Source organism: Leucobacter aridicollis, assembly GCF_013409595.1.
GTDB classification, from domain to species: domain Bacteria; phylum Actinomycetota; class Actinomycetes; order Actinomycetales; family Microbacteriaceae; genus Leucobacter; species Leucobacter aridicollis.
On sequence record NZ_JACCBD010000001.1, the window covers coordinates 503,709 to 527,251 of the forward strand.

General features: G+C 64.9%; 15 protein-coding genes and 3 rRNA genes. 13 read left to right on the forward strand and 5 right to left on the reverse strand.

The window, feature by feature from the left end:
- Positions 1-55: 55 nt before the first annotated feature.
- The 3 genes from murJ to BJ960_RS02220 all read right to left on the reverse strand — a co-directional run bounded on the left by murJ (position 56) and on the right by BJ960_RS02220 (position 4,208).
- On the reverse strand, positions 56-1,681 hold the full coding sequence (gene murJ, locus BJ960_RS02210) for a murein biosynthesis integral membrane protein MurJ (RefSeq protein ID WP_185986075.1): 1,626 nt from the start codon (positions 1,679-1,681) through the stop codon (positions 56-58).
- A 104-nt stretch (positions 1,682-1,785) separates the two neighbouring features.
- Entirely contained in the window at positions 1,786-3,231 is a 1,446-nt protein-coding gene (locus tag BJ960_RS02215; RefSeq protein ID WP_221936260.1) for a purine-cytosine permease family protein, read from the reverse strand.
- A gap of 83 nt (positions 3,232-3,314) precedes the next feature.
- The gene (locus BJ960_RS02220) at positions 3,315-4,208 is read right to left on the reverse strand and encodes a nitrilase-related carbon-nitrogen hydrolase (RefSeq protein ID WP_185986077.1); all 894 of its coding nucleotides are present in this window, start codon (positions 4,206-4,208) and stop codon (positions 3,315-3,317) included.
- 207 nt (positions 4,209-4,415) lie between these two features.
- Between BJ960_RS02220 and BJ960_RS02225 the strand changes: the two genes are divergently transcribed.
- From BJ960_RS02225 to rrf, 4 genes are all read left to right on the forward strand, one after another.
- Positions 4,416-5,405 carry an Lrp/AsnC family transcriptional regulator gene (locus tag BJ960_RS02225; protein WP_185986078.1) on the forward strand — a complete coding sequence of 330 codons (990 nt, stop codon included), beginning with the start codon at positions 4,416-4,418 and terminating at the stop codon, positions 5,403-5,405.
- A 520-nt stretch (positions 5,406-5,925) separates the two neighbouring features.
- A 16S ribosomal RNA gene (locus BJ960_RS02230) occupies positions 5,926-7,448 on the forward strand.
- A 441-nt stretch (positions 7,449-7,889) separates the two neighbouring features.
- Positions 7,890-11,001, forward strand: a 23S ribosomal RNA gene (locus BJ960_RS02235).
- A 139-nt stretch (positions 11,002-11,140) separates the two neighbouring features.
- Positions 11,141-11,257: ribosomal RNA gene (gene rrf / locus BJ960_RS02240) — 5S ribosomal RNA — on the forward strand.
- Together the 16S, 23S and 5S rRNA genes form the textbook arrangement of a ribosomal RNA operon.
- A 202-nt stretch (positions 11,258-11,459) precedes the next feature.
- Here rrf and BJ960_RS02245 read toward each other — a convergent pair.
- Positions 11,460-12,590: a hypothetical protein gene (locus BJ960_RS02245; protein ID WP_185986079.1), complete on the reverse strand. Its 1,131-nt coding sequence runs from the start codon at positions 12,588-12,590 to the stop codon at positions 11,460-11,462.
- Between BJ960_RS02245 and BJ960_RS02250 the strand changes: the two genes are divergently transcribed.
- From BJ960_RS02250 to BJ960_RS02260, 3 genes are all read left to right on the forward strand, one after another.
- A complete protein-coding gene (locus BJ960_RS02250) occupies positions 12,576-13,529 on the forward strand; it encodes a hypothetical protein (RefSeq protein WP_307814642.1) in 954 nt (317 codons plus the stop codon). The genes BJ960_RS02245 and BJ960_RS02250 overlap by 15 nt on opposite strands.
- 4 nt (positions 13,530-13,533) lie before the next feature.
- A complete protein-coding gene (locus BJ960_RS02255) occupies positions 13,534-14,571 on the forward strand; it encodes an HAD-IIA family hydrolase (RefSeq protein WP_185986080.1) in 1,038 nt (345 codons plus the stop codon).
- A 67-nt stretch (positions 14,572-14,638) separates the two neighbouring features.
- Positions 14,639-15,277 (forward strand): PepSY domain-containing protein, encoded by a 639-nt coding sequence (locus tag BJ960_RS02260; RefSeq protein WP_185986081.1) that lies wholly within the window; start codon positions 14,639-14,641, stop codon positions 15,275-15,277.
- A 33-nt stretch (positions 15,278-15,310) separates the two neighbouring features.
- Here the strand turns inward: BJ960_RS02260 and BJ960_RS02265 are convergent, their stop codons facing one another.
- A complete protein-coding gene (locus BJ960_RS02265) occupies positions 15,311-16,561 on the reverse strand; it encodes an Nramp family divalent metal transporter (protein WP_185988106.1) in 1,251 nt (416 codons plus the stop codon).
- 100 nt (positions 16,562-16,661) lie between these two features.
- Between BJ960_RS02265 and BJ960_RS02270 the strand changes: the two genes are divergently transcribed.
- From BJ960_RS02270 to BJ960_RS02295, 6 genes are all read left to right on the forward strand, one after another.
- On the forward strand, positions 16,662-16,865 hold the full coding sequence (locus BJ960_RS02270; RefSeq protein WP_185988352.1) for a hypothetical protein: 204 nt from the start codon (positions 16,662-16,664) through the stop codon (positions 16,863-16,865).
- A gap of 4 nt (positions 16,866-16,869) precedes the next feature.
- Entirely contained in the window at positions 16,870-17,718 is an 849-nt protein-coding gene (locus tag BJ960_RS02275) for a TlyA family RNA methyltransferase (protein WP_307814644.1), read from the forward strand.
- Entirely contained in the window at positions 17,715-18,698 is a 984-nt protein-coding gene (locus BJ960_RS02280) for an NAD kinase (protein WP_307814645.1), read from the forward strand. Before BJ960_RS02275 ends, BJ960_RS02280 begins: the two co-directional genes overlap by 4 nt.
- Complete coding sequence (recN, locus tag BJ960_RS02285; protein WP_185986083.1) at positions 18,695-20,380, forward strand: DNA repair protein RecN; 1,686 nt, start codon at positions 18,695-18,697, stop codon at positions 20,378-20,380. The genes BJ960_RS02280 and recN overlap by 4 nt, the downstream gene beginning before the upstream one ends.
- Positions 20,381-20,516: 136 nt before the next feature.
- Positions 20,517-21,770, forward strand: a complete 1,254-nt coding sequence (locus BJ960_RS02290; RefSeq protein WP_121076108.1) for an AI-2E family transporter — start codon at positions 20,517-20,519, stop codon at positions 21,768-21,770.
- A gap of 77 nt (positions 21,771-21,847) precedes the next feature.
- The gene (locus BJ960_RS02295) at positions 21,848-23,542 is read left to right on the forward strand and encodes a CTP synthase (RefSeq protein ID WP_185986084.1); all 1,695 of its coding nucleotides are present in this window, start codon (positions 21,848-21,850) and stop codon (positions 23,540-23,542) included.
- Position 23,543: the final 1 nt, after the last annotated feature.

Genomic DNA, 23,543 nt, shown 5'->3' on the forward strand with positions numbered 1-23,543 from the left:
GTCGCCACTGGACCACGTTTAGCGACAACAACCGCCAACTCGACGCGACCCGTAGCTACCCGGTGCCGAAGCGCCTCGCGACGAGGCTCCAGGTCTGCCTGACTTCCGCATTCCGCAGGAGCAGCAGGGCCCCGGCGTAGACGGCGGTCATCAGCGCGGCGACCGCGACGCAGGTGAGGACCGCCGCGCCAAGCCCGCTCAGTGCCCAGCTCTCGGTGGTGATCCCGCCGAGGGCATGCAGCGCCCACGCGCCGGCCACGGCCGAACCGGCGCCGGCGATGGCGCTCTGCCACCAGGCACGCCCAATGGCTCTGCCACCGACGCCGCCGAGCCTGCGCCGCAGCACGAAGAAGGTCACGGCGAGCTGCACCCAGAACAACAGGTTGGTCGCGAGCGTGATGAATGCCGTCGCCGCACTGGACGGCACGGCGAAACTCGCGGCGATCGCGGCGAGCGAGCACACCGCGATCGCCGACTGGATGACGAACGGGGATCGGGTGTCGCTGTAGGCGTAGAACCCGCGGTTCAACACGAACAGCACGCTGAAGGCCACCGCCCCGGTGACGTGGCAGAGCAGCACCGCCATCACCGGGTACAGTTGCTCGACGCTCGCCTTCGCCATCAGGATCCTGGTGATCGGCCCCGCGAGCACCGCAATCACGACCGCGATGAGCGTGATCGACACGACGGTGAGGCGCGAGACGAGCGACAGGTCGCTTCTGATCGCCCCCGTGTCGCCCCGTTCGGCGGCCACGCTCATGCGGGTAAAGCGGGAGGCCACGAGTGACATCACGATGATCGAATGCGGCAGCACGGTGACGAGGGACACGAGCTGCCAGGCCGCGATGCCCGCCTCGTTGCCCGCGGCCCGGTTCATTGCCTGGTTGAGCGCCAGCGCCACGACCTGCGATACGAGCACGCCGAGAAACGTCCAGCCGCCGAGCTTGGCAGTCGCCCCGAGGCCCGTGCCGCGGAAGCGAAAGTCGGGGCGGTAGGAGACGCCGGCTCGGCGAAGGAACACGAAGAGGGCCAGCGCCTGCAGCGCGACCCCGAGCGTCGCCGTGCCCGCGAGCAGTGCCGTGCCACCGACGGGCCATTCGCCTGAGGCGCGCTGTCCGTCAGCGTCCGCCCCCAGGAACCAGATGAATCCCGCAAGGCCAGCGATCGAGACGACGTTGTTGAGCACGGGCGTCCACGCGTACGGGCCGAAGTGGCTGCGAGAGTTCAGCACCTCTCCGAGCACCGTGTACAGCGTGAAGAACACGATCTGCGGGAGCAGCCAGAACGCGAAGCCGGTCGCGAGCGCGAGCTGGCCGGGGTCCTGCCAGCTCGCCCCGAGCACTCCCATGAGGGCTGGGAGCAGCGCCGCGACGACGGCGCACACCGCGAGCGACCCGCAGAGGGCGAGCGTGATCAGCTTGTTGACGTAGTCGGCGCCGCCGTCCTCGCGCAGTCGCGCGCGGGTGAGCTGCGGCACAAGCACCGACGTGAGCACTCCCGTCGCGACGAGCGTGTACACCACGTTCGTGACCTGGCTGGCGGTGCTGAACGCGTTCGCGGCAACCCCGGTCGCACCGATTGCGGCGACGAGCACCATGCTGCGGGCGAGGCCGAGCACCCGCGACAGCAGTGTGCCCGATGCGATCCACACACTCGCGCGCGCTGCGCTGTCGGTTGCCATCGCACCAATATACCCACGGCGGGATGGCGCGGGACTGTGGAGACACGAGCGGGGCGCGCACGGTATACGTGCGCGCCCCGCTCAGCGACGTTTCCGGGTCTCGGCTAGCGGTGCCAGGTGCCGAAGACTTCCTGGCTGCGGGCGATCGCGCGCTCCTCAGCCGAGGTGTCCCGGCGGAGCGAGAACAGGTAGTACGAGACTCCAGACACGACGAGTCCGATCGCGAACGAGAAGTCGGCGCCGTCGAGTGCCTTCGCGACCGGGCCCGTGTAGAACGAGAGCGAGAAGAACGGGATCATCGCGACGAATCCGAGCGCGTACGCCGCGACCCCGCGCCAGGCCCACTTGCCGTAGACGCCGCCGCGCGGGTCGACGATGTCGGTCAGTGCGTAGCGCCCCTTCCGCACGAGGTAGAAGTCGACGAGGTTGACCGCCGACCACGGCACGAGGAAGTAGAGCATGAGGCCGACGAAGCTGTTGAAGCTATCGACGTAGTTGTCTGGGATCGCGAGGGCGATGACCAGGGTGATGATGCCCACGATGGTGAGCGCGACCACGCGCATCTTCACGGTGGGCTTGACCGGCGTGAACCCGTCGATCGCGCTTGCGCCGGTGAGCATCGCGCCGTATGCGTTCACGCCCATGATCGAGACGAGCGCGAGCACCGAGACGAGCACGGCAACCGTGCCGAAGCCGGGAACGATCATGTCGCCGACCTCGCGGAGGGTGCCGATGGGATCCGCGCCCGGAATGTAGCTCGCGAGCACCGCCCCGAGCGACATGAGCCAGATCGCCGAGAGGCCCGCGCCAGCGTAGACAGAGGAGATGAGCTTCGGCGCCGAGGCGTTCACGGGCAGGTAGCGGGTGTAGTCGGAGACGTACACGGAGTAGCTGATGTTGTAGCCGGCGGAGAGCGAGAACTGGATGAGGAACGCTGAGGTGCTCCAACCAGCGGTCGCGACGGCGGCCGCAGGATCGATGGGTGCCTGCGTGAAGTGCACGATCGCGAAGACGGTAATGATGGCAAACACGGCGACGAGGGCGTAAGTGAGCCAGCGCTGGATGAAGTGCAGCAGGTCGTGGCCGACGACCGCGATGACGATCGAGACGGCAATGATGATCGGATACCAGAACCACGTCGCTTCGGAGTAGACACCGATGCCCTGCGTGACGAGGATCGTGTCGAAGACGAGGAACCCGATGTAGACGAACACCGTTGCGATGAACGGCACGACGGCGCCGCGGCTGCCGAACTGAGCGCGCGACTGGATCATCTGGGCGAGCCCCATCGTCGGCCCCTGGTTCGCGTGGAAGGCCATGAAGAACGTGCCAAACCCGGCTCCAAGCACCACCGCGAGCACGGTCCACCACACGCTCAGCCCCAGGCTCGGCCCGGTGAATCCGACGACCATCGTCGTGAGGACGAAGTTTCCGGTGAACCAGAACGGCCCCTGGTGCCACACCTTGCCGTGGCGTTCCTCAAGAGGCACGACGTCAATCGAGCGGGTCTCGATCACGCCCGTGCGTGGTGTTGAAGTGTCTGAAGACATCATTATCCTTAGCTTTCAGTTTCCCGCGGTCGTTGCGGGAAGTGCGATCCGCCCCGGCCTGTCGACGCACGGGGCGAGGGGAGTCAGCGCGAGTAGCGCTCGTAGAGATCGGTGCGACGATCCGCGATCACGTCGCTGTACGCCGCAATCCGCTTCGTGCGGCTCGCCGCAAGGTCGATCTCGGCGAAGATCGTCGTCGCTGGATCGATGCGGTCGGGCAGCGTCGAGCCGTCGGCCGCGGTGGTGGGCTGGGGAGCGGGGCGACGGCGATCTCCCGCTCGCTCGGTGAGGGCGAGCGGCCAGCCGTCGGCGTCAACGATCACCGAGGCTCCGGACCACTCCACGCCACGCTCATTGCCGCCGCGGTCGCAGGCCGCAATCGCGACACGGTTCATTGATGCCTCGGCCTGCACGCGAACCACCTCGCCGGGGCGCTCCCCGTTGGGACGCTGCACCGTCGGCCAGTTCACCGGAGCGCAGATGAGCTCCGCGCCCGCGAGCGCGGCGATCCGCACCCACTCGGGGAACTCCAGGTCATAGCAGACCATCACGCCAATGCGCCCGACGAACGTATCGACGACCGGTGGGAGGTCGTCGCCCGGCGTGAAAATGAGCCGTTCGCGATCCCACAGATGGGCCTTGCGGTAGATCACCGGGTCCGCGCCCGGCATGACCAGCGCCGCGCTGTTGTAGGGCGCGCCATCCGGGTTGGTCTCTGCAAAGCCAGCGACAATGACGATGCCGAGTTCGGCCGCGGCGTTGTGCCAGCGGGTGACGCTCTCGCCAGTGGCGGGCTCGCTGGCCGCCGCGGCTTCCGCGGTGTCCGCGAAGGCATAGCCGGAGCTCGCGAGCTCGGGAAGCACGACCACCTGCGCTCCGCGTCCGGCGGCCTCACGGATCAGCTCGAGCGAGCGATCGACGTTCTCGCGCACCGCCCCGAGTACCGGGGTGAATTGGCTACATGCCACCAATGCCATGACGAGTCCCTTCGTTGGATGCCGCAAGCGCGGGCGACTTCGTAGCCTACGTCGCCGGCGAGGCTCGCGCGAGCGGAACGGTAGCAAGAATGAAGTGAGTTTGATGAACTGTGCGCTAGAGCGCGCAAAATGATTCGAAATTGAGGATTCGGAGTAGAATGGCTAAGAAATTGTTGGATCGTAACCTATGGGATTGGGGCCGCCAGCGTGGCAGGTGCAACGGGCGAGACGCCGCTGGCTGTGCGCACGGCGATCCTGCGCGAGCTCCAAGAGGATGGCCGCGCGAGCTATTCGCGTATCGCCGCTGACCTCGGCGTGACCCGTCGGCTCGTGACCCAGGTCGTGCAGCAGGCCGTCGAGTCAAACGAGCTACGCCTCACAGTCTCAATCAGTCCCGACCTACTCGGGCTCGAGCGGTTTGCCTACCTACAGGTCGCCGTCGAGGGCGCGGTTGAGCCAGTTCGTCAGGCGCTGGTGTCGCTCCCGGAGTCGAGCTTCGTTGCCGACGTCGCGGGGGCGTTCCCCATCGACGTCGAAATCAGGGTCGGCGCCGACCCGCACCTGAGCGAGGTGCTCGCGACGATCCACGACATTCCTGGAGTGCGCAGTGTGCGGACGCACCTATACGAGAGCATCGAGGTCAACCGCTACTCGCCACTGCGAACGGGCCACACCGACTTCAAGGTGGACGGTCAGGATCGCGCGGTGATCGCCCACCTCCAGCGTGACGGGCGGGCGAGCTATCGCGAACTGGGGGAGGCCGCGGGGCTGTCCGCGGGAGGAGCGCGCCTGAGATTCGAGCGCCTGAAGCGCGCGGGCGTCGTGAAGGTCGTGGCCATGCCCGTCCGAGATCACCAGCGCGAGACGCCGTCGATCGGGATGGGGATCAGGACGAGGCTCGCAACGGTGCAGGTGCTCGAGCTGCTGCGCGATCTCGAGCCAGAGTTTCTTGCAGCGACCATTGGGAGCTACAACTTCGTCGCGACGTTCTCGCGGGAGTCGGCCGCGGAGCTCATCGCGGTGACGGACGCGCTGCGCGCGGAACCCAGCATCACCGCGGTTGAGAGCTGGGCGAACCTCCGGGTGCTCAAGGAACAGTACGGCGAGGGAGACAGGCTGATCGTGGCCAGTCGCGAGGCGGCGGGCGGCGACGAGCGGCGAGACACGCCCGGCGGTCTGGGTGGATCGTTGCGGTGATTGGGATCCCCGCTTCGGGTCCCGTGTCGATTTGTGTGGTGTGGTGTTTCCGCGTAATGTATTCATCTGTTGGCCGGCGCGGAAAACGCGACTGGCAGCGAGAATCTCTCACACAACACCCCCACTTGAACCGCAGTTTGGTTTGTAAAGCGGGTAGGGAAAATGGGATTCATCTTCACCCCAGCGGTGCATGGTTCTTCGGGACTGTGTGGGTCTGGTCCGGGTGGTGGCAGGAATGCTGCAAGCCTGGAGTTGCGCGGAAGCGTGAGGGTGGTCTAAGATAGAAAAGTTGCTCTTCGGAAAGCCTCAGGGTGAGTACGGTGGGTGTCTGGATCTTGAGAACTCAATAGTGTGCACTTAAATTGTCAAATGCCAATTTATTATCCCCGGCATTGAACCTGTTGGTTTGGTGTTGGAGATTCCTTTTTTATGGATAACGAAATCGTCAGATGATGGTTTCTGTCCAGGTTGAACTCGCAGTCTGGCCTACCTTATTCCGGTGGCTGGCTGCTATTCGTTTTTTACGGAGAGTTTGATCCTGGCTCAGGACGAACGCTGGCGGCGTGCTTAACACATGCAAGTCGAACGATGAAGCCCAGCTTGCTGGGTGGAAGAGTGGCGAACGGGTGAGTAACACGTGAGTAACCTGCCCTGAACTCTGGGATAAGCACTGGAAACGGTGTCTAATACTGGATACGACCTATCACCGCATGGTGTGTGGGTGGAAAGATTTATCGGTTTTGGATGGACTCGCGGCCTATCAGCTAGATGGTGAGGTAATGGCTCACCATGGCGACGACGGGTAGCCGGCCTGAGAGGGTGACCGGCCACACTGGGACTGAGACACGGCCCAGACTCCTACGGGAGGCAGCAGTGGGGAATATTGCACAATGGGCGCAAGCCTGATGCAGCAACGCCGCGTGAGGGATGACGGCCTTCGGGTTGTAAACCTCTTTTAGTAGGGAAGAAGCGAAAGTGACGGTACCTGCAGAAAAAGCACCGGCTAACTACGTGCCAGCAGCCGCGGTAATACGTAGGGTGCAAGCGTTGTCCGGAATTATTGGGCGTAAAGAGCTCGTAGGCGGCTTGTCGCGTCTGCTGTGAAATCCCGGGGCTCAACCCCGGGCCTGCAGTGGGTACGGGCAAGCTAGAGTGCGGTAGGGGAGATTGGAATTCCTGGTGTAGCGGTGGAATGCGCAGATATCAGGAGGAACACCGATGGCGAAGGCAGATCTCTGGGCCGCTACTGACGCTGAGGAGCGAAAGCATGGGGAGCGAACAGGATTAGATACCCTGGTAGTCCATGCCGTAAACGTTGGGAACTAGATGTAGGGCCTGTTCCACGGGTTCTGTGTCGTAGCTAACGCATTAAGTTCCCCGCCTGGGGAGTACGGCCGCAAGGCTAAAACTCAAAGGAATTGACGGGGGCCCGCACAAGCGGCGGAGCATGCGGATTAATTCGATGCAACGCGAAGAACCTTACCAAGGCTTGACATAGCCGAGAACGCTGTAGAGATACAGAACTCTTTGGACACTCGGTTACAGGTGGTGCATGGTTGTCGTCAGCTCGTGTCGTGAGATGTTCGGTTAAGTCCGGCAACGAGCGCAACCCTCGTCCTATGTTGCCAGCACGTTATGGTGGGAACTCATGGGATACTGCCGTGGTCAACACGGAGGAAGGTGGGGATGACGTCAAATCATCATGCCCCTTATGTCTTGGGCTTCACGCATGCTACAATGGCCGATACAAAGGGCTGCGATACCGCGAGGTGGAGCGAATCCCAAAAAGTCGGTCTCAGTTCGGATTGGGGTCTGCAACTCGACCCCATGAAGTCGGAGTCGCTAGTAATCGCAGATCAGCAACGCTGCGGTGAATACGTTCCCGGGCCTTGTACACACCGCCCGTCAAGTCATGAAAGTCGGTAACACCCGAAGCCGGTGGCCTAACCCTTGTGGAGGGAGCCGTCGAAGGTGGGACTGGTGATTAGGACTAAGTCGTAACAAGGTAGCCGTACCGGAAGGTGCGGCTGGATCACCTCCTTTCTAAGGAGCACTCACCAAACTTTGTTTGGTGCAGATTGGGGCGTTCATCACCGATCGTGTGATGCGTACCCGCTCATGGGTGGAACATTTGACAACGTGGATCAGGGTGCTGTTGTTTGGGGTGAGTACGCCGGCTTTGGCTGGTTGGAAAGTCTTGGATGGTGGTGTTCTGGTTTTTTTGAGTGCATACTGTTGGGTCCTGGAGACCCAGACCACGGTTGCTTCCTGTATGGGGGGTGATGGTGTCTTGGTTTCTTCAGCCCTGGTGTCTAGAACGTGTTGTCTAGCTGTCCAGGGATTGACCGTACGTTGAGAACTACACAGTGGACGCGAGCATCTTCGATACACGCACGATCACCTTTCGGGGTGTGGAGGCGTGTCTCATTGGTCACGCATGAGTCTTCGGGCTTGTGTGTGTTTCTAAATAATTTACTTATGTGATTTCAAGTTTCGAAGAGCAAACGGTGGATGCCTTGGCATCTGGAGCCGAAGAAGGACGTAGTAATCTGCGATAAGCCTCGGGGAGCCGATAAACGGGCTTTGATCCGAGGATTTCCGAATGGGGAAACCCCGCCAGCGCGCATGCGTAGCTGGTGACTCCCGCCTGAATATATAGGGCGGGTAGAGGGAACGTGGGGAAGTGAAACATCTCAGTACCCACAGGAAGAGAAAACAACATGTGATTCCGGTAGTAGTGGCGAGCGAACCCGGAAGAGGCTAAACCGGTGGTGTGTGATACCTGGCAGGGGTTGCATCATCGGGGTTGTGGGACGCTGCTGAAGGCGCTGCTGAGCCTTCGACGTGAATGTTCAGGTTATAGGGGAACCGCTTGGAACGGCGGACCGGAGTGGGTGAGAGTCCCGTACCCGAAATGACCTGGCTGCGTGTGGCGTATCCCAAGTAGCACGGGGCCCGAGAAATCCCGTGTGAATCTGTCAGGACCACCTGATAAGCCTAAATACTCCCAGATGACCGATAGCGGACTAGTACCGTGAGGGAAAGGTGAAAAGTACCCCGGGAGGGGAGTGAAATAGTACCTGAAACCGTTTGCTTACAATCCGTTGGAGCAGCCTTGTTGCTGTGACAGCGTGCCTTTTGAAGAATGAGCCTGCGAGTTAGCGATATGTGGCGAGGTTAACCCGTGTGGGGAAGCCGTAGCGAAAGCGAGTCTGAATAGGGCGATTCAGTCGCATGTCCTAGACCCGAAGCGAAGTGATCTATCCATGGCCAGGCTGAAGCGCGTGTAAGAGCGCGTGGAGGGCCGAACCCACTTAGGTTGAAAACTGAGGGGATGAGCTGTGGATAGGGGTGAAAGGCCAATCAAACTTCGTGATAGCTGGTTCTCTCCGAAATGCATTTAGGTGCAGCGTTGCGTGTTTCTTGCCGGAGGTAGAGCTACTGGATGGCCGATGGGCCCTACAAGGTTACTGACGTCAGCTAAACTCCGAATGCCGGTAAGTGAGAGCGCAGCAGTGAGACTGTGGGGGATAAGCTTCATAGTCGAGAGGGAAACAACCCAGATCACCATCTAAGGTCCCAAAGCGCGTGCTAAGTGGAAAAGGATGTGGAGTTGCTGTGACAACCAGGAGGTTGGCTTAGAAGCAGCCACCCTTGAAAGAGTGCGTAATAGCTCACTGGTCAAGTGATTCCGCGCCGACAATGTAACGGGGCTCAAGCACGCCACCGAAGTTGTGGCATTCATATAACAGGTAGGCCTTCGTGGTCCAGCCGTATGGATGGGTAGGAGAGCGTCGTGTGGCGAGTGAAGCGGCGGTGTGAACCAGTCGTGGATGCCACACGAGTGAGAATGCAGGCATGAGTAGCGAAAGACGGGTGAGAAACCCGTCCTCCGGAAGACCAAGGGTTCCAGGGTCAAGCTAATCTTCCCTGGGTAAGTCGGGACCTAAGGCGAGGCCGACAGGCGTAGTCGATGGACAACGGGTTGATATTCCCGTACCGGCTGGTAACCGTTCAAGACCTAACCAGTAGTGCTAAGCAAACCAAAGCTTCATGGATCCTTCGGGTGATGTGGGGTGGCGGCTGCGAACCCGAACTGGGGTGGTGAGCGTGAGGTGTGACGCAGGAAGGTAGGTGATCCCGGGCGATGGTTGTCCCGGGCTAAGCATGTAGTCTGCGGGATAGGCAAATCCGTCCCGCGTGAAGGGTGAGATGCGATGGGGACCCGTATGGGGAAGTCATTGATCCTATGCTGCCGAGAAAAGCATCGACGTGAGGTTGCTAGTTGCCCGTACCCCAAACCGACACAGGTGGTCAGGTAGAGAATACTAAGGAGCTCGAGATAATTATGGTGAAGGAACTCGGCAAAATGCCCCCGTAACTTCGGGAGAAGGGGGGCCATCCGCCTATTAGGATTTACTCCGAAAGGGTGTGGTGGCCGCAGAGACCAGTGGGGAACGACTGTTTACTAAAAACACAGGTCCGTGCTAACACGCAAGTGGACGTATACGGACTGACGCCTGCCCGGTGCTGGAAGGTTAAGAGGAGCGGTTAGCGGTTTTCGGACTGCGAAGCTGTGAATTTAAGCCCCAGTAAACGGCGGTGGTAACTATAACCATCCTAAGGTAGCGAAATTCCTTGTCGGGTAAGTTCCGACCTGCACGAATGGCGTAACGATTCCCCAGCTGTCTCCACCGTAAACTCGGCGAAATTGCAGTACGAGTAAAGATGCTCGTTACGCGCAGAAGGACGGAAAGACCCCGTGACCTTTACTACAGCTTGGTATTGGTGTTCGGTGTGGCTTGTGTAGGATAGGTGGGAGACTGTGAAGCGGGCACGCTAGTGTTCGTGGAGTCATTGTTGAAATACCACTCTGGTCATATTGGATATCTAACGACGAACCCTGATCGGGTTTTCGGACAGTGCCTGGTGGGTAGTTTAACTGGGGCGGTTGCCTCCCAAAAAGTAACGGAGGCGCCCAAAGGTTCCCTCAACCTGGTTGGCAATCAGGTGGCGAGTGTAAGTGCACAAGGGAGCTTGACTGTGAGACTGACAGGTCGAGCAGGGACGAAAGTCGGGACTAGTGATCCGGCAGTGGCTTGTGGAAGCGCTGTCGCTCAACGGATAAAAGGTACCTCGGGGATAACAGGCTGATCTTGCCCAAGAGTCCATATCGACGGCATGGTTTGGCACCTCGATGTCGGCTCGTCGCATCCTGGGGCTGGAGTCGGTCCCAAGGGTTGGGCTGTTCGCCCATTAAAGCGGTACGCGAGCTGGGTTTAGAACGTCGTGAGACAGTTCGGTCCCTATCCTCTGCGCGCGTTGGAAATTTGAGAGGATCTGACCCTAGTACGAGAGGACCGGGTTGGACGAACCTCTGGTGTGCCAGTTGTTCTGCCAAGGGCATGGCTGGTTGGCTACGTTCGGGATGGATAACCGCTGAAAGCATCTAAGCGGGAAGCCGGCCTCAAGATGAGATTTCCGTAGGAGTTTACTCCTGTGAGGCTCCCAGTAGATGACTGGGTTGATAGGCCAGATGTGGAAGCGCGGTAACGTGTGGAGCTGACTGGTACTAATAAGCCGATGACTTGACTTCATCCCAAATAGTGTTTTGGGGCGTAAGTATGTTGTTGTAACGATGTTCGCGTCTACTTTGTGGTTCTTGACGTACGGCCACGACCCCTTGCATCCTGTGTGGTGCCTGGTGTGGGGTTTGTGTGTTATGTCAATAGAGTTTCGGTGGTTATAGCGTCAGGGAAACGCCCGGTCACATTCCGAACCCGGAAGCTAAGGCTGACAGCGCCGATGGTACTGCGAGGGGGACCTCGTGGGAGAGTAGGACACCGCCGAACAACCTTTATTGAAAGGGGTTGTTCAGATGAAGTTGACCATGTTGGTCGCCTCATCTGAACAGCCCCTTTTTCATTTTGTAGACTAAGAAGTACTGTCTCTGAGAGACAACAACCACATAGGGAGCACCACATGAACGATCGACAGGACCGACCCGAGGATTCCGGGCGTCCGCGCCGTTCAAATGGTGACCGCCCTCGGAATTCAGGCTTCGATCGCAATCGTGCCCCCCGCGAAGAGCGCGGCGGACGCGATGACCGTCGGCCCTTCCGCGACGAGCCCGGCGGGCGCGACGGGAACCGCCCGTACCGCGGTGACCGCGACGACCGGGGCCAGCGAGGCGAACGCACACCCTACCGTGGGGATCGTGACGGAGGCCAGCGTGGTGATCGTCCGGCCTACCGAGGCGACCGCGACGGTGGCGAGCGCCGCCCGTTCCGCGGTGACCGTGATGATCGTGGTCAGCGTGGAGATCGTCCGTCGTACCGTGGAGATCGCGACGGGGGCCAGCGTGGAGATCGTCCGTCGTACCGCGGCGACCGCGATGGTGGCCAGCGCGGTGACCGTGCGCCTTACCGCGGCGACCGCGACGGAGGCCAGCGTGGTGACCGTGCGCCTTACCGTGGGGATCGCGATGGTGGCGAGCGTCGTCCGTACCGCGGAGACCGCGATGACCGGGGCCAGCGTGGTGACCGTCCGTCGTACCGCGGCGACCGCGATGGTGGCCAGCGTGGTGACCGTCCATCGTACCGCGGCGACCGTGACGGAGGCCAGCGTGGCGATCGTCCGGCGTACCGCGGCGACCGTGATGGTGGCGAGCGTCGTCCGTTCCGTGGTGACCGTGATGATCGCGGTCAGCGTGGAGATCGTCCCGCGTACCGTGGGGATCGTGACGGAGGCCAGCGCGGTGACCGTCCGACCTACCGCGGCGACCGCGAAGGTGGCGAGCGTCTTCCGTTCCGTGGTGACCGTGATGATCGGGGTCAGCGTGGTGATCGTGCGCCTTACCGCGGCGACCGTGACGGGGGCCAGCGTGGCGACCGGGCGCCGTACCGCGGCGACCGTGATGACCGGGGCCAGCGTGGCGACCGTCCGCCCCACCGGGGCAACCGTGACGGAGGCGAGCGTCGTCCGTTCCGCGGGGACCGGGATGACCGCGGCCAGCGAGGCGACCGGGCGCCCTTCCGCGGCGGCCGCGATGATCGCCGCGAGCACGACTCGCGCGGGCGCGGTGGCACCCGTGGCGGGGGTCGCAGTGATCGTGGTGGACAGGATCGCGAATTCACTGAGGAGGAGCGTCTCCAGCACTCGCTCCGTCCCGTGCGCAGTGAGCACGACGACCCGATCATCGCCGACCACATTCGGGTCAACGACCTGCACCCGTCGGCACGCAACGAGCTGAAGACGCTGCAGCCCGAGGTGCAGGAGCGCGTCGCGCTCCACCTCGCGATGGCCGCGGAGCTGATTGAAGACGATCCAGAACTTGCGCACCAGCATGCGATCTCGGCAAGCCGGCGAGCAGGCCGCATTCCGGTGACTCGTGAGACCCTGGCGATGACGGCGTATCGGACGGGCGACTTCGCGCTCGCCATCCGAGAACTCCGCACGTTCCGTCGCCTGAGCGGTCGCGATACCCACCTCGCGATCATGGTTGACTCCGAGCGAGGTCTGGGCCGCCCAGAGAAGGCGATCGAGACTGGCCTGGAGGTCGACGTCTCCACCCTCGAAACCGCGGACCGCGTCCACCTTGCCATCGCAATGTCGGGTGCTCGTCTGGACCTTGGCCAGACGCAGCAGGCACTCTTCGAACTTGAGATCCCTGAACTCGATCCGAAGAAGGGCTTCTCATGGAGCCCGGAGCTGTTCGGCGCGTACGCGACCGTGCTTGAGGATCTCGGCCGTGATGAGGAAGCCAAGACCTGGTTCGCCTACGCCGACCGCGCTGAGGCAGCGCTCGAGGAGCACTTCGGCGGCATGGATGAGATCGAGGTGCTCGAGATCACCGAGTACGACGATCTCTACGACGCCGACGAGGCTGAGCCAGCAGCGGACGAAGCCGCCGATGAGGGGGCTGTAGTCGAAGACGTCGAGGCAGGTGACGCTCCCGCAGAAGTGAGCACCGAGACCGTCGATTCCGACTCCGATGGTGTCGACGAGGAGGCGGACGCCGACGCGGACGAGTACCTCGACGCGTACGTCGAGGCTGAGGCCGAGACCGGGATCGCTGAGGACGCTGACAACGCCGCTGCCGCTGAGCAGGGCGAAAAGGAGTAACACGATGGCCCTGTTCGGCAGGCGTGAGAAGTTCGACCCCGCACCCCTGGAGGGCAGGGAGGTGCTGCTCACCGACCTCGACGGCGTCATCTATCGGGGCCACGGGGCGATCGCTGGCGCCGTGGAGGCGCTCAACCTCGCAGCCGAACGGGCTCGCGTCGGCTACGTCACGAACAACGCAGCGCGGACCGACGCCACGGTCGCAGCGCACCTGAGCGAACTCGGGCTCCGCGCGACCGCAGCCGACGTGATCACTTCCCCGCAGGCAGCCGTCGCGCTGCTGCGCGAGGTGGTCGCGCCGGGCTCGCGGGTGCTCGTCGTTGGCGGCGAGGGGCTCACCCACGAGCTCGAGAAAGCTGGCTTCGAGTGGACCCGCAGCGCGGAGGACAGCCCGGTCGCCGTAGTGCAGGGCTTCGCCAAAGACGTGGGATGGGAGCACCTCGCGGAAGCCGCGTACGCGCTCCAGGAAGAGCCCGGCCGCGAGCCGCTGCCCTGGATCGCGACGAACACGGACTGGACGGTGCCCAGGGCGCGCGGTATCGCGCCGGGCAACGGGACGCTCGTGTCCGCGGTCCACACGGCAGTCCAGCGCCTCCCGGATTTTGCGGGTAAGCCGGAGACGCCGATTTACGAGGCCGCGTTTGAACGATTCGGTTCGCGCAACGCGCTCATGCTTGGCGACCGCCTCGACACCGACATTAAGGGCGCCGTCGCCGCGGGAATCCCGTCGCTGTTTGTCTTGACGGGCGTCGACCGCCCGAAGCAGCTCATCGCCGCATCCGCGGACATGCGGCCCGACTACATCGTCGCCTCGCTCGCAGAGTTGCACGAACCCTACCAGCGCGCTGAGACGCTGAAGGATGGAACCGTGCGGGTCGGCGGGGCAAAGGTGCGCATGGACGGGCACATCGTCACCGTGGTCGCCGAGGGGGACACCCCGATGGAGTTGCTGCGTGCGGGCTGCGGCGCGATCTGGGCCTCGGGCCTCGCGATCTATGGGTTGAAGGTGCCCGAGATCCTCGTCGAGGATCACTGGCGCTAGCCTCAGACACCACAGACGTCGCTCAGATACCATAGAGGTGCAGAACGATGACCGGGAGGTTGAGCCCATGCGCCACGTAGGATCCACAATCACCATTGCAACTGCTTTGGGAGCGGCGCTGCTGCTCTCGGGCTGCGCGCCGACCGTGACGGCGATTCCGCCGACCGCGTCACCCACTCAGCCAGCACCCGAGGCTACGCCGGACGCCACGCCCGAAGCAGGCGATGGCGACGCTGCTGTCGGCACGACCCCGCGCGACGTCGACCTCACGAAGACCGAGTTCGCGACGAGCTGGCGCGACGCGCTCGCCACGGGTGCGAAGTCGTTTGACGGTGAGCCGGTCTCGGTGTCCCTCGAGTGGAACCGCACCGCTTGGGCGTACACCGTCAAGTTGCTCTCGGCCGACGAGGTGTACCTGGCGACGGTGAATGCCGACAGTGGCGCGGTCATCGGTGAATGGACGAAGCAGCGTGACGGCGGCGGTCGCGCCGGAACCCCGTCGAACGTGTTCCCCGCTGACGGCGTCATCGAACCCTCGGCGGCGATCGCCGCCGCCCTCGCCGCGGCCCCGGGAACGTTCGAGGAGTGGGAGCTTGAGGAAGACAACGGCGTGCTGGCGTACGAGGTGCAGATCGATCAGGGCCACGACGACGTCGATGTGCGGATCGACGCCGCCTCCGGCAAGGTCCTCGAAGTCGACCAGTAGTCTGGCGCCAACTGGACGCTCCGCGACGGCGAACTACGCCCCGAGCACGACCGTCGAGTAGATCAGCCAGAGGTTGAGGGCGACGATCGCGAGCACGACGGCGAGCGAGACGTAGCGGAGCACCGCGCCGTTTCTGAATTCCCCCATGAGGTCGCGCTGACCGGTGAGCGCGATGAGCGGAACGAGCGCGAACGGGATTCCGAACGACAGCACGACCTGGCTCACGACGAGCGCCCAGGTGGGGTCGATGCCGAACCCGAGCAGAATGAGCGCTGGCAGGATCGTCACGATCCTGCGCGCGATCAGCGGGACTCGCACGTGGAGCAAGCCGGCCATGATCTCAGACCCTGCGTAGGCGCCGACGGACGTGGAGGCGAGGCCCGAGACGAGCAGGCCGATCGCGAAGAGGAGCCCGACGGCGGGCCCGACGTGCTCGGTGATTGCGGCGGCCGCGCCCTCGATGGTGTCCGTCCCCTCGATACCGGGGAGCGAGGCTGCAGCCAGGAGTAGCATCGCGATGTTCACGCCGCCGGCGACGACGAGCGCGAGCACCACGTCGAGTTTCGTTGCGCGCAGCAGCCGGGTGATGCGGGTGGCGCGACCTTCCGCGTGGTCGTCCGGGGTATGTCCGTGCCTGTCGCGCGCGAGTGACGAGTGGAGATAGATCGCGTGCGGCATCACCGTCGCGCCAAGCATGCTCGCTGCGAGTAGCACCGACTGCGTATCGACGAAGCGCGGCACGAGACCCGCGAACATCGCGCCGACGTCGAGATGACTGACAAACAGGCCCCCGACGAAGCCGACGGTGATGATGAATAGCATCGCCATGATGACAACCTCGAAGCGGCGCTGGTGCCGGCCCTGGAGGAGCAGGATCAGGAGCGACACGGCGCCGACGATGACACCACCCGCGACGAGTGGAACGCCGAAGAGGATGTACAGGGCGATCGCTCCACCGATGACCTCGGCGAGATCGGTTGCAGCGGCGACGAGTTCAGCCTGGGCCCAGTAGAGCCTGCGGCCGGCCGGGCGGAGGCGCTCGCCGAGCAGCTGGGGAAGGCTCTTGCCCGTCACGAGACCGAGCTTCGCCGAGAGGTACTGCACGATCACCGCCATCACGTTCGCCGCGACGAGCACCCAGAGCAGCGTGTAGCCGTACTTCGCGCCGGCCGAGAGGTTTGCGGCCACATTTCCTGGGTCGACGTATGCAATGGCGGCGACGAACGCAGGCCCGAGGAGCCCGAGCAGTCGCCGTTCAGGGCGTCTTGTCCGGGTCGAGGGCATCATGCTCCCTATCGTAATACGGCGGTCCGGAATCTCAAGTTCGATGCAACGAACTTGAGGTTCACGGTGGCGCGGCAGGGGGGACGGATAGGCTTGACCCATGCAGCACGACCCACAGGACGATCCATCGGGGGAAGCTCCGACCTCGAGTGAGTCGACCGCGGGTGGCGCCGAAAGCGACGGGCTGCTCGATCGCATCGAACTCATCGAGTCGCAGCCGCTCGACCGGCGCGCGCAGGGCTTCGAACAGCTCCACGATGAGTTGCTGGCCGAGCTGCAGCGCAGCGACACCGAGGGGGCCTGACCCGGTGGCAGCGGAGAGCCGGTGGGACGGCCCACTCGAACGGGTCGACCGCGCCGTCGTCGAGCTCGGGCTGGTGCGGTCACGCAGCCGTGCGGCGGAGCTGATCGGCGCGGGCGGGATCGCGATCGACGGCGTCACCGCCACCAAGCCGGGGACGCGGGTGCGCGCCGGCGCGCTCGTGAGCGTGCGCGGCGACGACCACTACGTGAGCCGCGGCGCCCACAAGCTCATCGCCGCACTGACGGCGTTCGCCATCGACCCAGCGGGCAGGCTCGCGCTCGATCTCGGAGCCTCGACGGGCGGCTTCACGCAGGTGCTGCTCGAACACGGGGCCCGGGAGGTGCTCGCGGTCGACGTCGGCCACGACCAGCTCGCACCGGAGCTGCGCGCGGACCCGCGCGTGCGCGTCGTCGAGGGCTGCAACGCGCGCGAGCTCGACGCCGCGCTGCTCGCCACGCTTACCGGCGTAGCCGAGCGACCGAGCCTCGTCGTCGCCGACCTCTCCTTCATCTCCCTTACGTTGATCCTGCCCGCGATCACCCGCTGCACCGACCCGGGGGCGGAGCTTGCGCTCCTCATCAAGCCCCAGTTCGAGGTCGGGCGGGTGCGCGACGGGATCGTGACCGACCCGGCGCTGTGGCGGGAGGCGATCCTGAAGGTGCTCACCTCGGCGGCGGAGAACGGGCTCGGCGTGCGCGGCCTCGCCCCGTCACCGATCGCGGGCGGCGAAGGCAATCGTGAATTCCTCGTGCATCTGCTGCGCGGCGAACCGACCGATCCGGGAGAATGGACGGAGCGCATCGACGAGGTGTGCGCGCCCGCATACACGCGTGAAGAGGGGAGCGGCGAGTGACAGTTTCAGCGCAGGACCGGTGCATGCTCATCGTGTCGCACACCTATCGAACCGAGGCGATTGAGGCAACGGCCGCGGTCGTCGACGCCCTTATTGCTGCAGGCGTCGTTCCCGTGCTTGGCGCGGCGGACCGAGCGGAGTTCGCGCCGCATATGGACGTCACCCGCACTGCGGTACTCGGTGACGAGGTCCCCCTGAGCCAGCTCGAGGCGGCGTTTGTGCTCGGCGGTGACGGCACGATCCTGCGCGCGGCGGAGATGCTGCACGGCTCGGCGTGCCCGATCGCGGGCGTGAACCTCGGCCACGTCGGCTTCCTCGCCGAGATGGAAAGCTTCGACCTCGGCTTCACGGTCGAGCAGGTGCTTGCCGGCAACTACACGGTCGACGAGCGCCTCACCCTCGACGTGCGTGCCGAACTCAACGGTGAGGTGCTCGCGGAGACGTGGGCGCTGAACGAGGCGACAGTCGAGAAGCGCAGGCGCATGCTCGAAGTGTCGGTCGGGATCGACGACCACCCGGTGTCTGTGTTCGCCTGCGACGGCGTCGTGCTCGCGACCCCGACCGGATCGACGGCCTACGCGTTCTCGGCGGGAGGGCCGATCGTGTGGCCCTCCGTGCAGGCGCTGCTCATGGTGCCGATCGCCGCGCACGCCCTGTTCAATAAGCCGCTCGTCGCGGGGCCCGACTCCGAGCTCACCGTGCGGATCCTGCCCGAGAACATCGGTCCGGGCGTCATGTGGTGCGACGGCCGGCGCCGGACCGAGCTGCCCGCCGGATCGGTCGTGACGGTGCGGCGCTCGCCCGAGACCGTGCGCATCGCGCGGCTGAACGAGGCGCCGTTCTCTGAGCGTCTCGTGCGCAAGTTCGACCTCCCGGTCTCGGGGTGGCGGGGCGACCGGAATGGGAACGGCCGCAGCGGCGGCGCGAGCGCGGCAGCGACCCGCGCTGACGACGGCACCAACGGAGGTGGTGAGGCATGATCGAAGAACTCCGCATCAAAGACCTCGGGGTGATCGCCGACGCGACGCTCCCGCTCGGGCCAGGCTTCACCGCGATCACCGGCGAGACCGGCGCGGGCAAGACCATGGTCGTGAGCGCGCTCGGCCTCCTCATGGGCGAACGCTCGGACGCCGGGGCGGTGCGCATCGGCGCGAGCCAGGCGCGCGTCAGCGGCATCGTGCACACCGCAGACGCCGCGGTCGCAGACATCGTCGACGAGCTCGGCGGCGACGTCGAAGACGGCGACCTCGTCATGAGCCGCACCGTGTCGGCCGAGGGCCGCAGCCGTGCGGCAGTCGGCGGCGCAAGCGCGCCCGTCGGCGCCCTCGGGCGGCTCGCAGACCGGCTGTTCGCCGTCCACGGCCAGTCGGAGCAGCTGCGATTGAAGTCGCAGTCGGCGCAGCGCAACACCCTCGATAGGTTCGGTGGTTCGAAGATCGCGGACGCCCTGCGCGCCTACCGCGACGTGCACGCCGAGCGGGTCGCGGCCGAGGAGCGCCTGCTCACGCTCACCGAGACGCAGGAGTCCAGGGCGGCCGAGGCCGCGAAGCTCCGCGCCGAGCTCGAGGAGATCAACGCCGTCGAACCGGTTGCCGGCGAGGAGATCGAGCTCACCCAGCGGATCGAGATGCTCGGCAACGTCGAGGGCCTGCGCGCGGCCGCGGTCGGCGCGGGGGAGGCGCTCGCAAGCGAGTCCGACGACCCCATGCAGCGCGACGCCGGCGGGCTCGTCGATCTCGCGGTGCAGGATCTTGAGCGGGTCGCCGACCTCGACCCGCGCATCGCCGCAGTCGTCGAACAGCTGCGCTCGGTGAGCTTTCAGATCGCCGACGCCGCGAAGGAGCTCGCGGCCTACGCGAGCGACCTCGACGAAGAAGGGCCGGGCGAACTCGCCCGTGCAAACGACCGCCTCGCGCAGCTGACGGCGCTCTTCCGCTTCTACGGCGCGACGAGCGCGGAGGTGCTCGAGCACGCGGAGGCCTCGTCGCGCGCGCTCCTCGAGCTCGACAACGACGACGAGGCGCTCGGAGGGCTTGCCGACCGCGTCGCCGAGCTCACCGAGCAGGAGGGCGCCCGCGCCGCGACGCTCACGGAGCTGCGCACGCGCGCGGCCGCCGAGCTCGGCACCGCCGTCAGCGCGGAACTGCGCGAGCTTGCGCTCCCCGACGCCCAGTTCGTGGCGTCGATTGCTCCCCTCGACGCGCTGACCACGTCTGGCGCCGACGAGGTCCAGTTCCTGCTCGCCCCGCACCCGGGATCGACGCCGCGGCCGATCGCGAAGAGCGCCTCCGGCGGCGAGCTGTCGCGCGTCATGCTCGCCCTCGAGGTCGTGCTCGCGGGCGCTGACCCCGTGCCGACCTTCGTCTTCGACGAGGTGGACGCAGGCGTCGGCGGCGCCGCAGCGATCGAGATCGGGCGGCGGCTCAAACAGCTCTCGAAGACGTCGCAGGTCATCGTCGTCACCCACCTCGCGCAGGTCGCCGCCTTCGCGACGAACCACCTCCGCGTCGTGAAGGACTCGAGCGGCGGGTTTACGCAGTCGAGCTGCCAGCGGCTCGACGGTGACGCCAGGCTCGCGGAGATGGCGCGCCTGCTGTCCGGCCTCGATACGTCCGAGAGCGCCCTCGACCACGCCGCAGAACTGCTGCAGCTCGGGGCGTAGCGCGGGAGGGATGCCTCGCTCTGAGCGGCTCTCCTCCGCGGTTCCCGCGTCGGCCGGGCCCGAGGGCGTGCCCGGCGGCGTCGCCGCGCGAGGCGATGCCTCGCTCTGAGCGGCGTGCCGCTGCTACGCTCACTGCATGTCGATATTCAAGTCCATAGGCTTTGGCAAGAAGACCAAGGCGCCGGAGGTGACGGAGCAACAGAGTTCCGAGCCAACCGAGCCGAAGCTCGTGCTGCATGCCGACACGAAGCAGATGGACGCGGAAGTTCGCGAGATGTATCGCGACGCACGCGAGGCCGCCCTGGACGCGGAGGATGAGGCGCGCGAGAGCCCGAAGCGTGAGTTCACGATCGGCCGCCCGTTCGCGCTCGGCTTCACCGTGACGCTCGGCGTGCTCGTCGCGCTCGTCGTCGGCGACATGGTCGGTCAGCTGTCGACGATCCTCATGTACGTCGTCGCCGCGCTGTTCATCGCGCTTGGCCTTGACCCCGTCGTGCGGTGGCTCGAACGGCACGGCGTGCGGCGGCCGCTCGGCATCGGCATCGTGTTCGTCGGCTTCATCCTCATCATCGGCGGCATCCTCGCGATCGTGATCCCGATGATCGGCAACCAGGTCGCGCAGCTCGTGCAGAGCGCCCCTGAGATCGTCCGCAACCTCACGAACGAGCAGTGGTACAAGGACGTAAACGACCGCTTCGGCGAGTTCGTCGACTTCAACTCGATCCTGAAGATGGGGCAGGACTTCATCGGGAAGCCCTCGAACTGGGCGTCGGTCGCCGGCGGAGTCTGGCAGGCAGGCATCGGGATCGCGAACGGCCTCACCGCTGGCCTCATCGTGCTCATCCTGTCGCTGTACTTCCTCTCCTCGCTGCGCACCATCAAGCGCGGGTTCTACTCGATCGTGCCGCGTTCGGGCCGTGCGAAGGTCATCGACATCACCGAGCAGGTGACGAAGTCGGTCGGTGGCTACGTGAACGGCATGGTCGTGCTCGCGCTCGTGAACGCGACGCTCGGCTTCATCATGATGACCATTGTCGGGGTCCCGTTCGCGGGCCTCGTCGCGGTCGGCGTGTTCCTGCTCGCGCTCATCCCGCTCATCGGCTCGGTCCTCGCGACCGTGCTCGTGACGGCGATCGCCCTGTTCAACTCGCCAATCACGGCGCTCGTCGCGGCGATCTACTACCTCATCTACATGCAGCTCGAGTCGTACCTTCTCACGCCGCGCATCATGAACCGCGTGGTGTCGGTGCCGGGCTCGCTCGTCGTCATTGGCGCGCTCGCCGGCGGTACGCTGCTCGGCCTGCTCGGCGCGCTCATCGCGATCCCCGTTACCGCCGCGGTGTTGATGATCATCAAGCAGGTGTGGGTGCCGCGCCAGAACGCCAGGTAGCGGCCGGCGCGCCGACCGCTCCAGACTCCCAGCCGACCGCTGTTCACCAGACCGAAGAAGTGATAGGATTGAAGCCCGTGGGCACAAACGCGGAACAGAGCAAAACAACCAAGCACATCTTCGTGACCGGTGGGGTTGTTTCCTCACTCGGCAAGGGCCTGACCGCCGCGAGTCTCGGTAATCTTCTTACCGCACGCGGCCTGCATGTTGTCATGCAGAAGCTGGATCCCTACCTGAACGTCGATCCGGGGACGATGAACCCGTTCGAGCACGGCGAGGTCTTCGTGACCGACGACGGTGCCGAGACGGACCTCGACATCGGGCACTACGAGCGCTTCCTCGGCATCAACCTGTCGCAGGCTGCGAACGTGACGACCGGGCAGATCTACTCGGAGGTCATCCAGAAGGAGCGCCGCGGCGACTACCTCGGCGCGACCGTCCAGGTGATCCCGCACATCACCAACGAGATCAAGCGTCGCATGCGCCTGCAGGCAGAGCAGGATCCGCAGCCCGACGTCATCATCACCGAGATCGGCGGCACCGTCGGCGACATCGAGTCGCAGCCGTTCCTTGAGTCGGCGCGCCAGGTGCGCCACGAGCTCGGCCGCAAGAACGTCATCTTCGTGCACGTCTCGCTCGTGCCGTTCATGGGCGCCTCGGGCGAGCAGAAGACGAAGCCTACCCAGCACTCGGTCGCGCAGCTGCGCTCGATCGGCATTCAGCCCGACGCGCTCGTGCTGCGCTCGGACCGCCCGGTCACGGGCGACAACCTCCGCAAGATCGCCCTCATGTGCGACGTTGAAGAGAGCGCGGTCGTGAACGCGATCGACGTGAAGAGCATCTACGACCTCCCGCAGCTGCTGAACTCGCAGGGCCTCGACCAGACCATCGTCGACCACCTGCAGCTCACCGACCGCGTCACCGACGTGGACTGGACCGGCTGGCGCCCCGTGCTCGACGCGGTGCACAACCCGAAGGGCGAGGTCACGATCGGCCTCGTCGGCAAGTACATCGACCTCCCCGACGCATACCTCTCGGTCACCGAGGCGCTCCGCGCCGGCGGCTTCGCGCACTCGACCAAGGTGAACATCGAGTGGATCCCGTCGGACTCGTGCGAGACCCCCGAGGGCGCACGCGAGCACCTGTCGCACCTGCACGCGATCTGCGTGCCTGGCGGCTTCGGCATCCGCGGCATCGAGGGCAAGCTTGGCGCGCTCCGCTTCGCCCGCGAGAACGGCATCCCGACGCTCGGCATCTGCCTCGGCCTGCAGTGCATGGTCATCGAGTACGCGCGCAACGTCGCCGGGCTCGAGGGCGCGTCCTCGACCGAGTTCGACCCCGAGACCCCGGTCCCGGTCATCGCGACGATGGCGGAACAGGTCGAGATCTTGGGCGGCGGCGACCTGGGCGGCACCATGCGGCTCGGCCTGTACGAGGCGAAGCTCGCTGAGGGCTCCCTCGCCGCAGAGGTCTACGGAGCCGACACCGCGAGCGAGCGCCACCGCCACCGCTACGAGGTGAACAACGAGTACCGCGACCAGATCGCGGAGGCTGGCCTCTCGTTCTCGGGCCTCAGCCCGGACGGCGGCCTCGTCGAGTACGTCGAGCTGCCCCGCAGCGTACACCCGTACTACATCGCCACCCAGGCGCACCCCGAGCTGCGTTCGCGCCCCGGCAAGCCGCACCCGCTGTTCGCGGGCCTCGCGGGCGCCGCGATCGAGCGTCGCGAGGCGGCGAGCCTGTTCGAGGTCGAAGAGACCTCGGCGGAGTAAC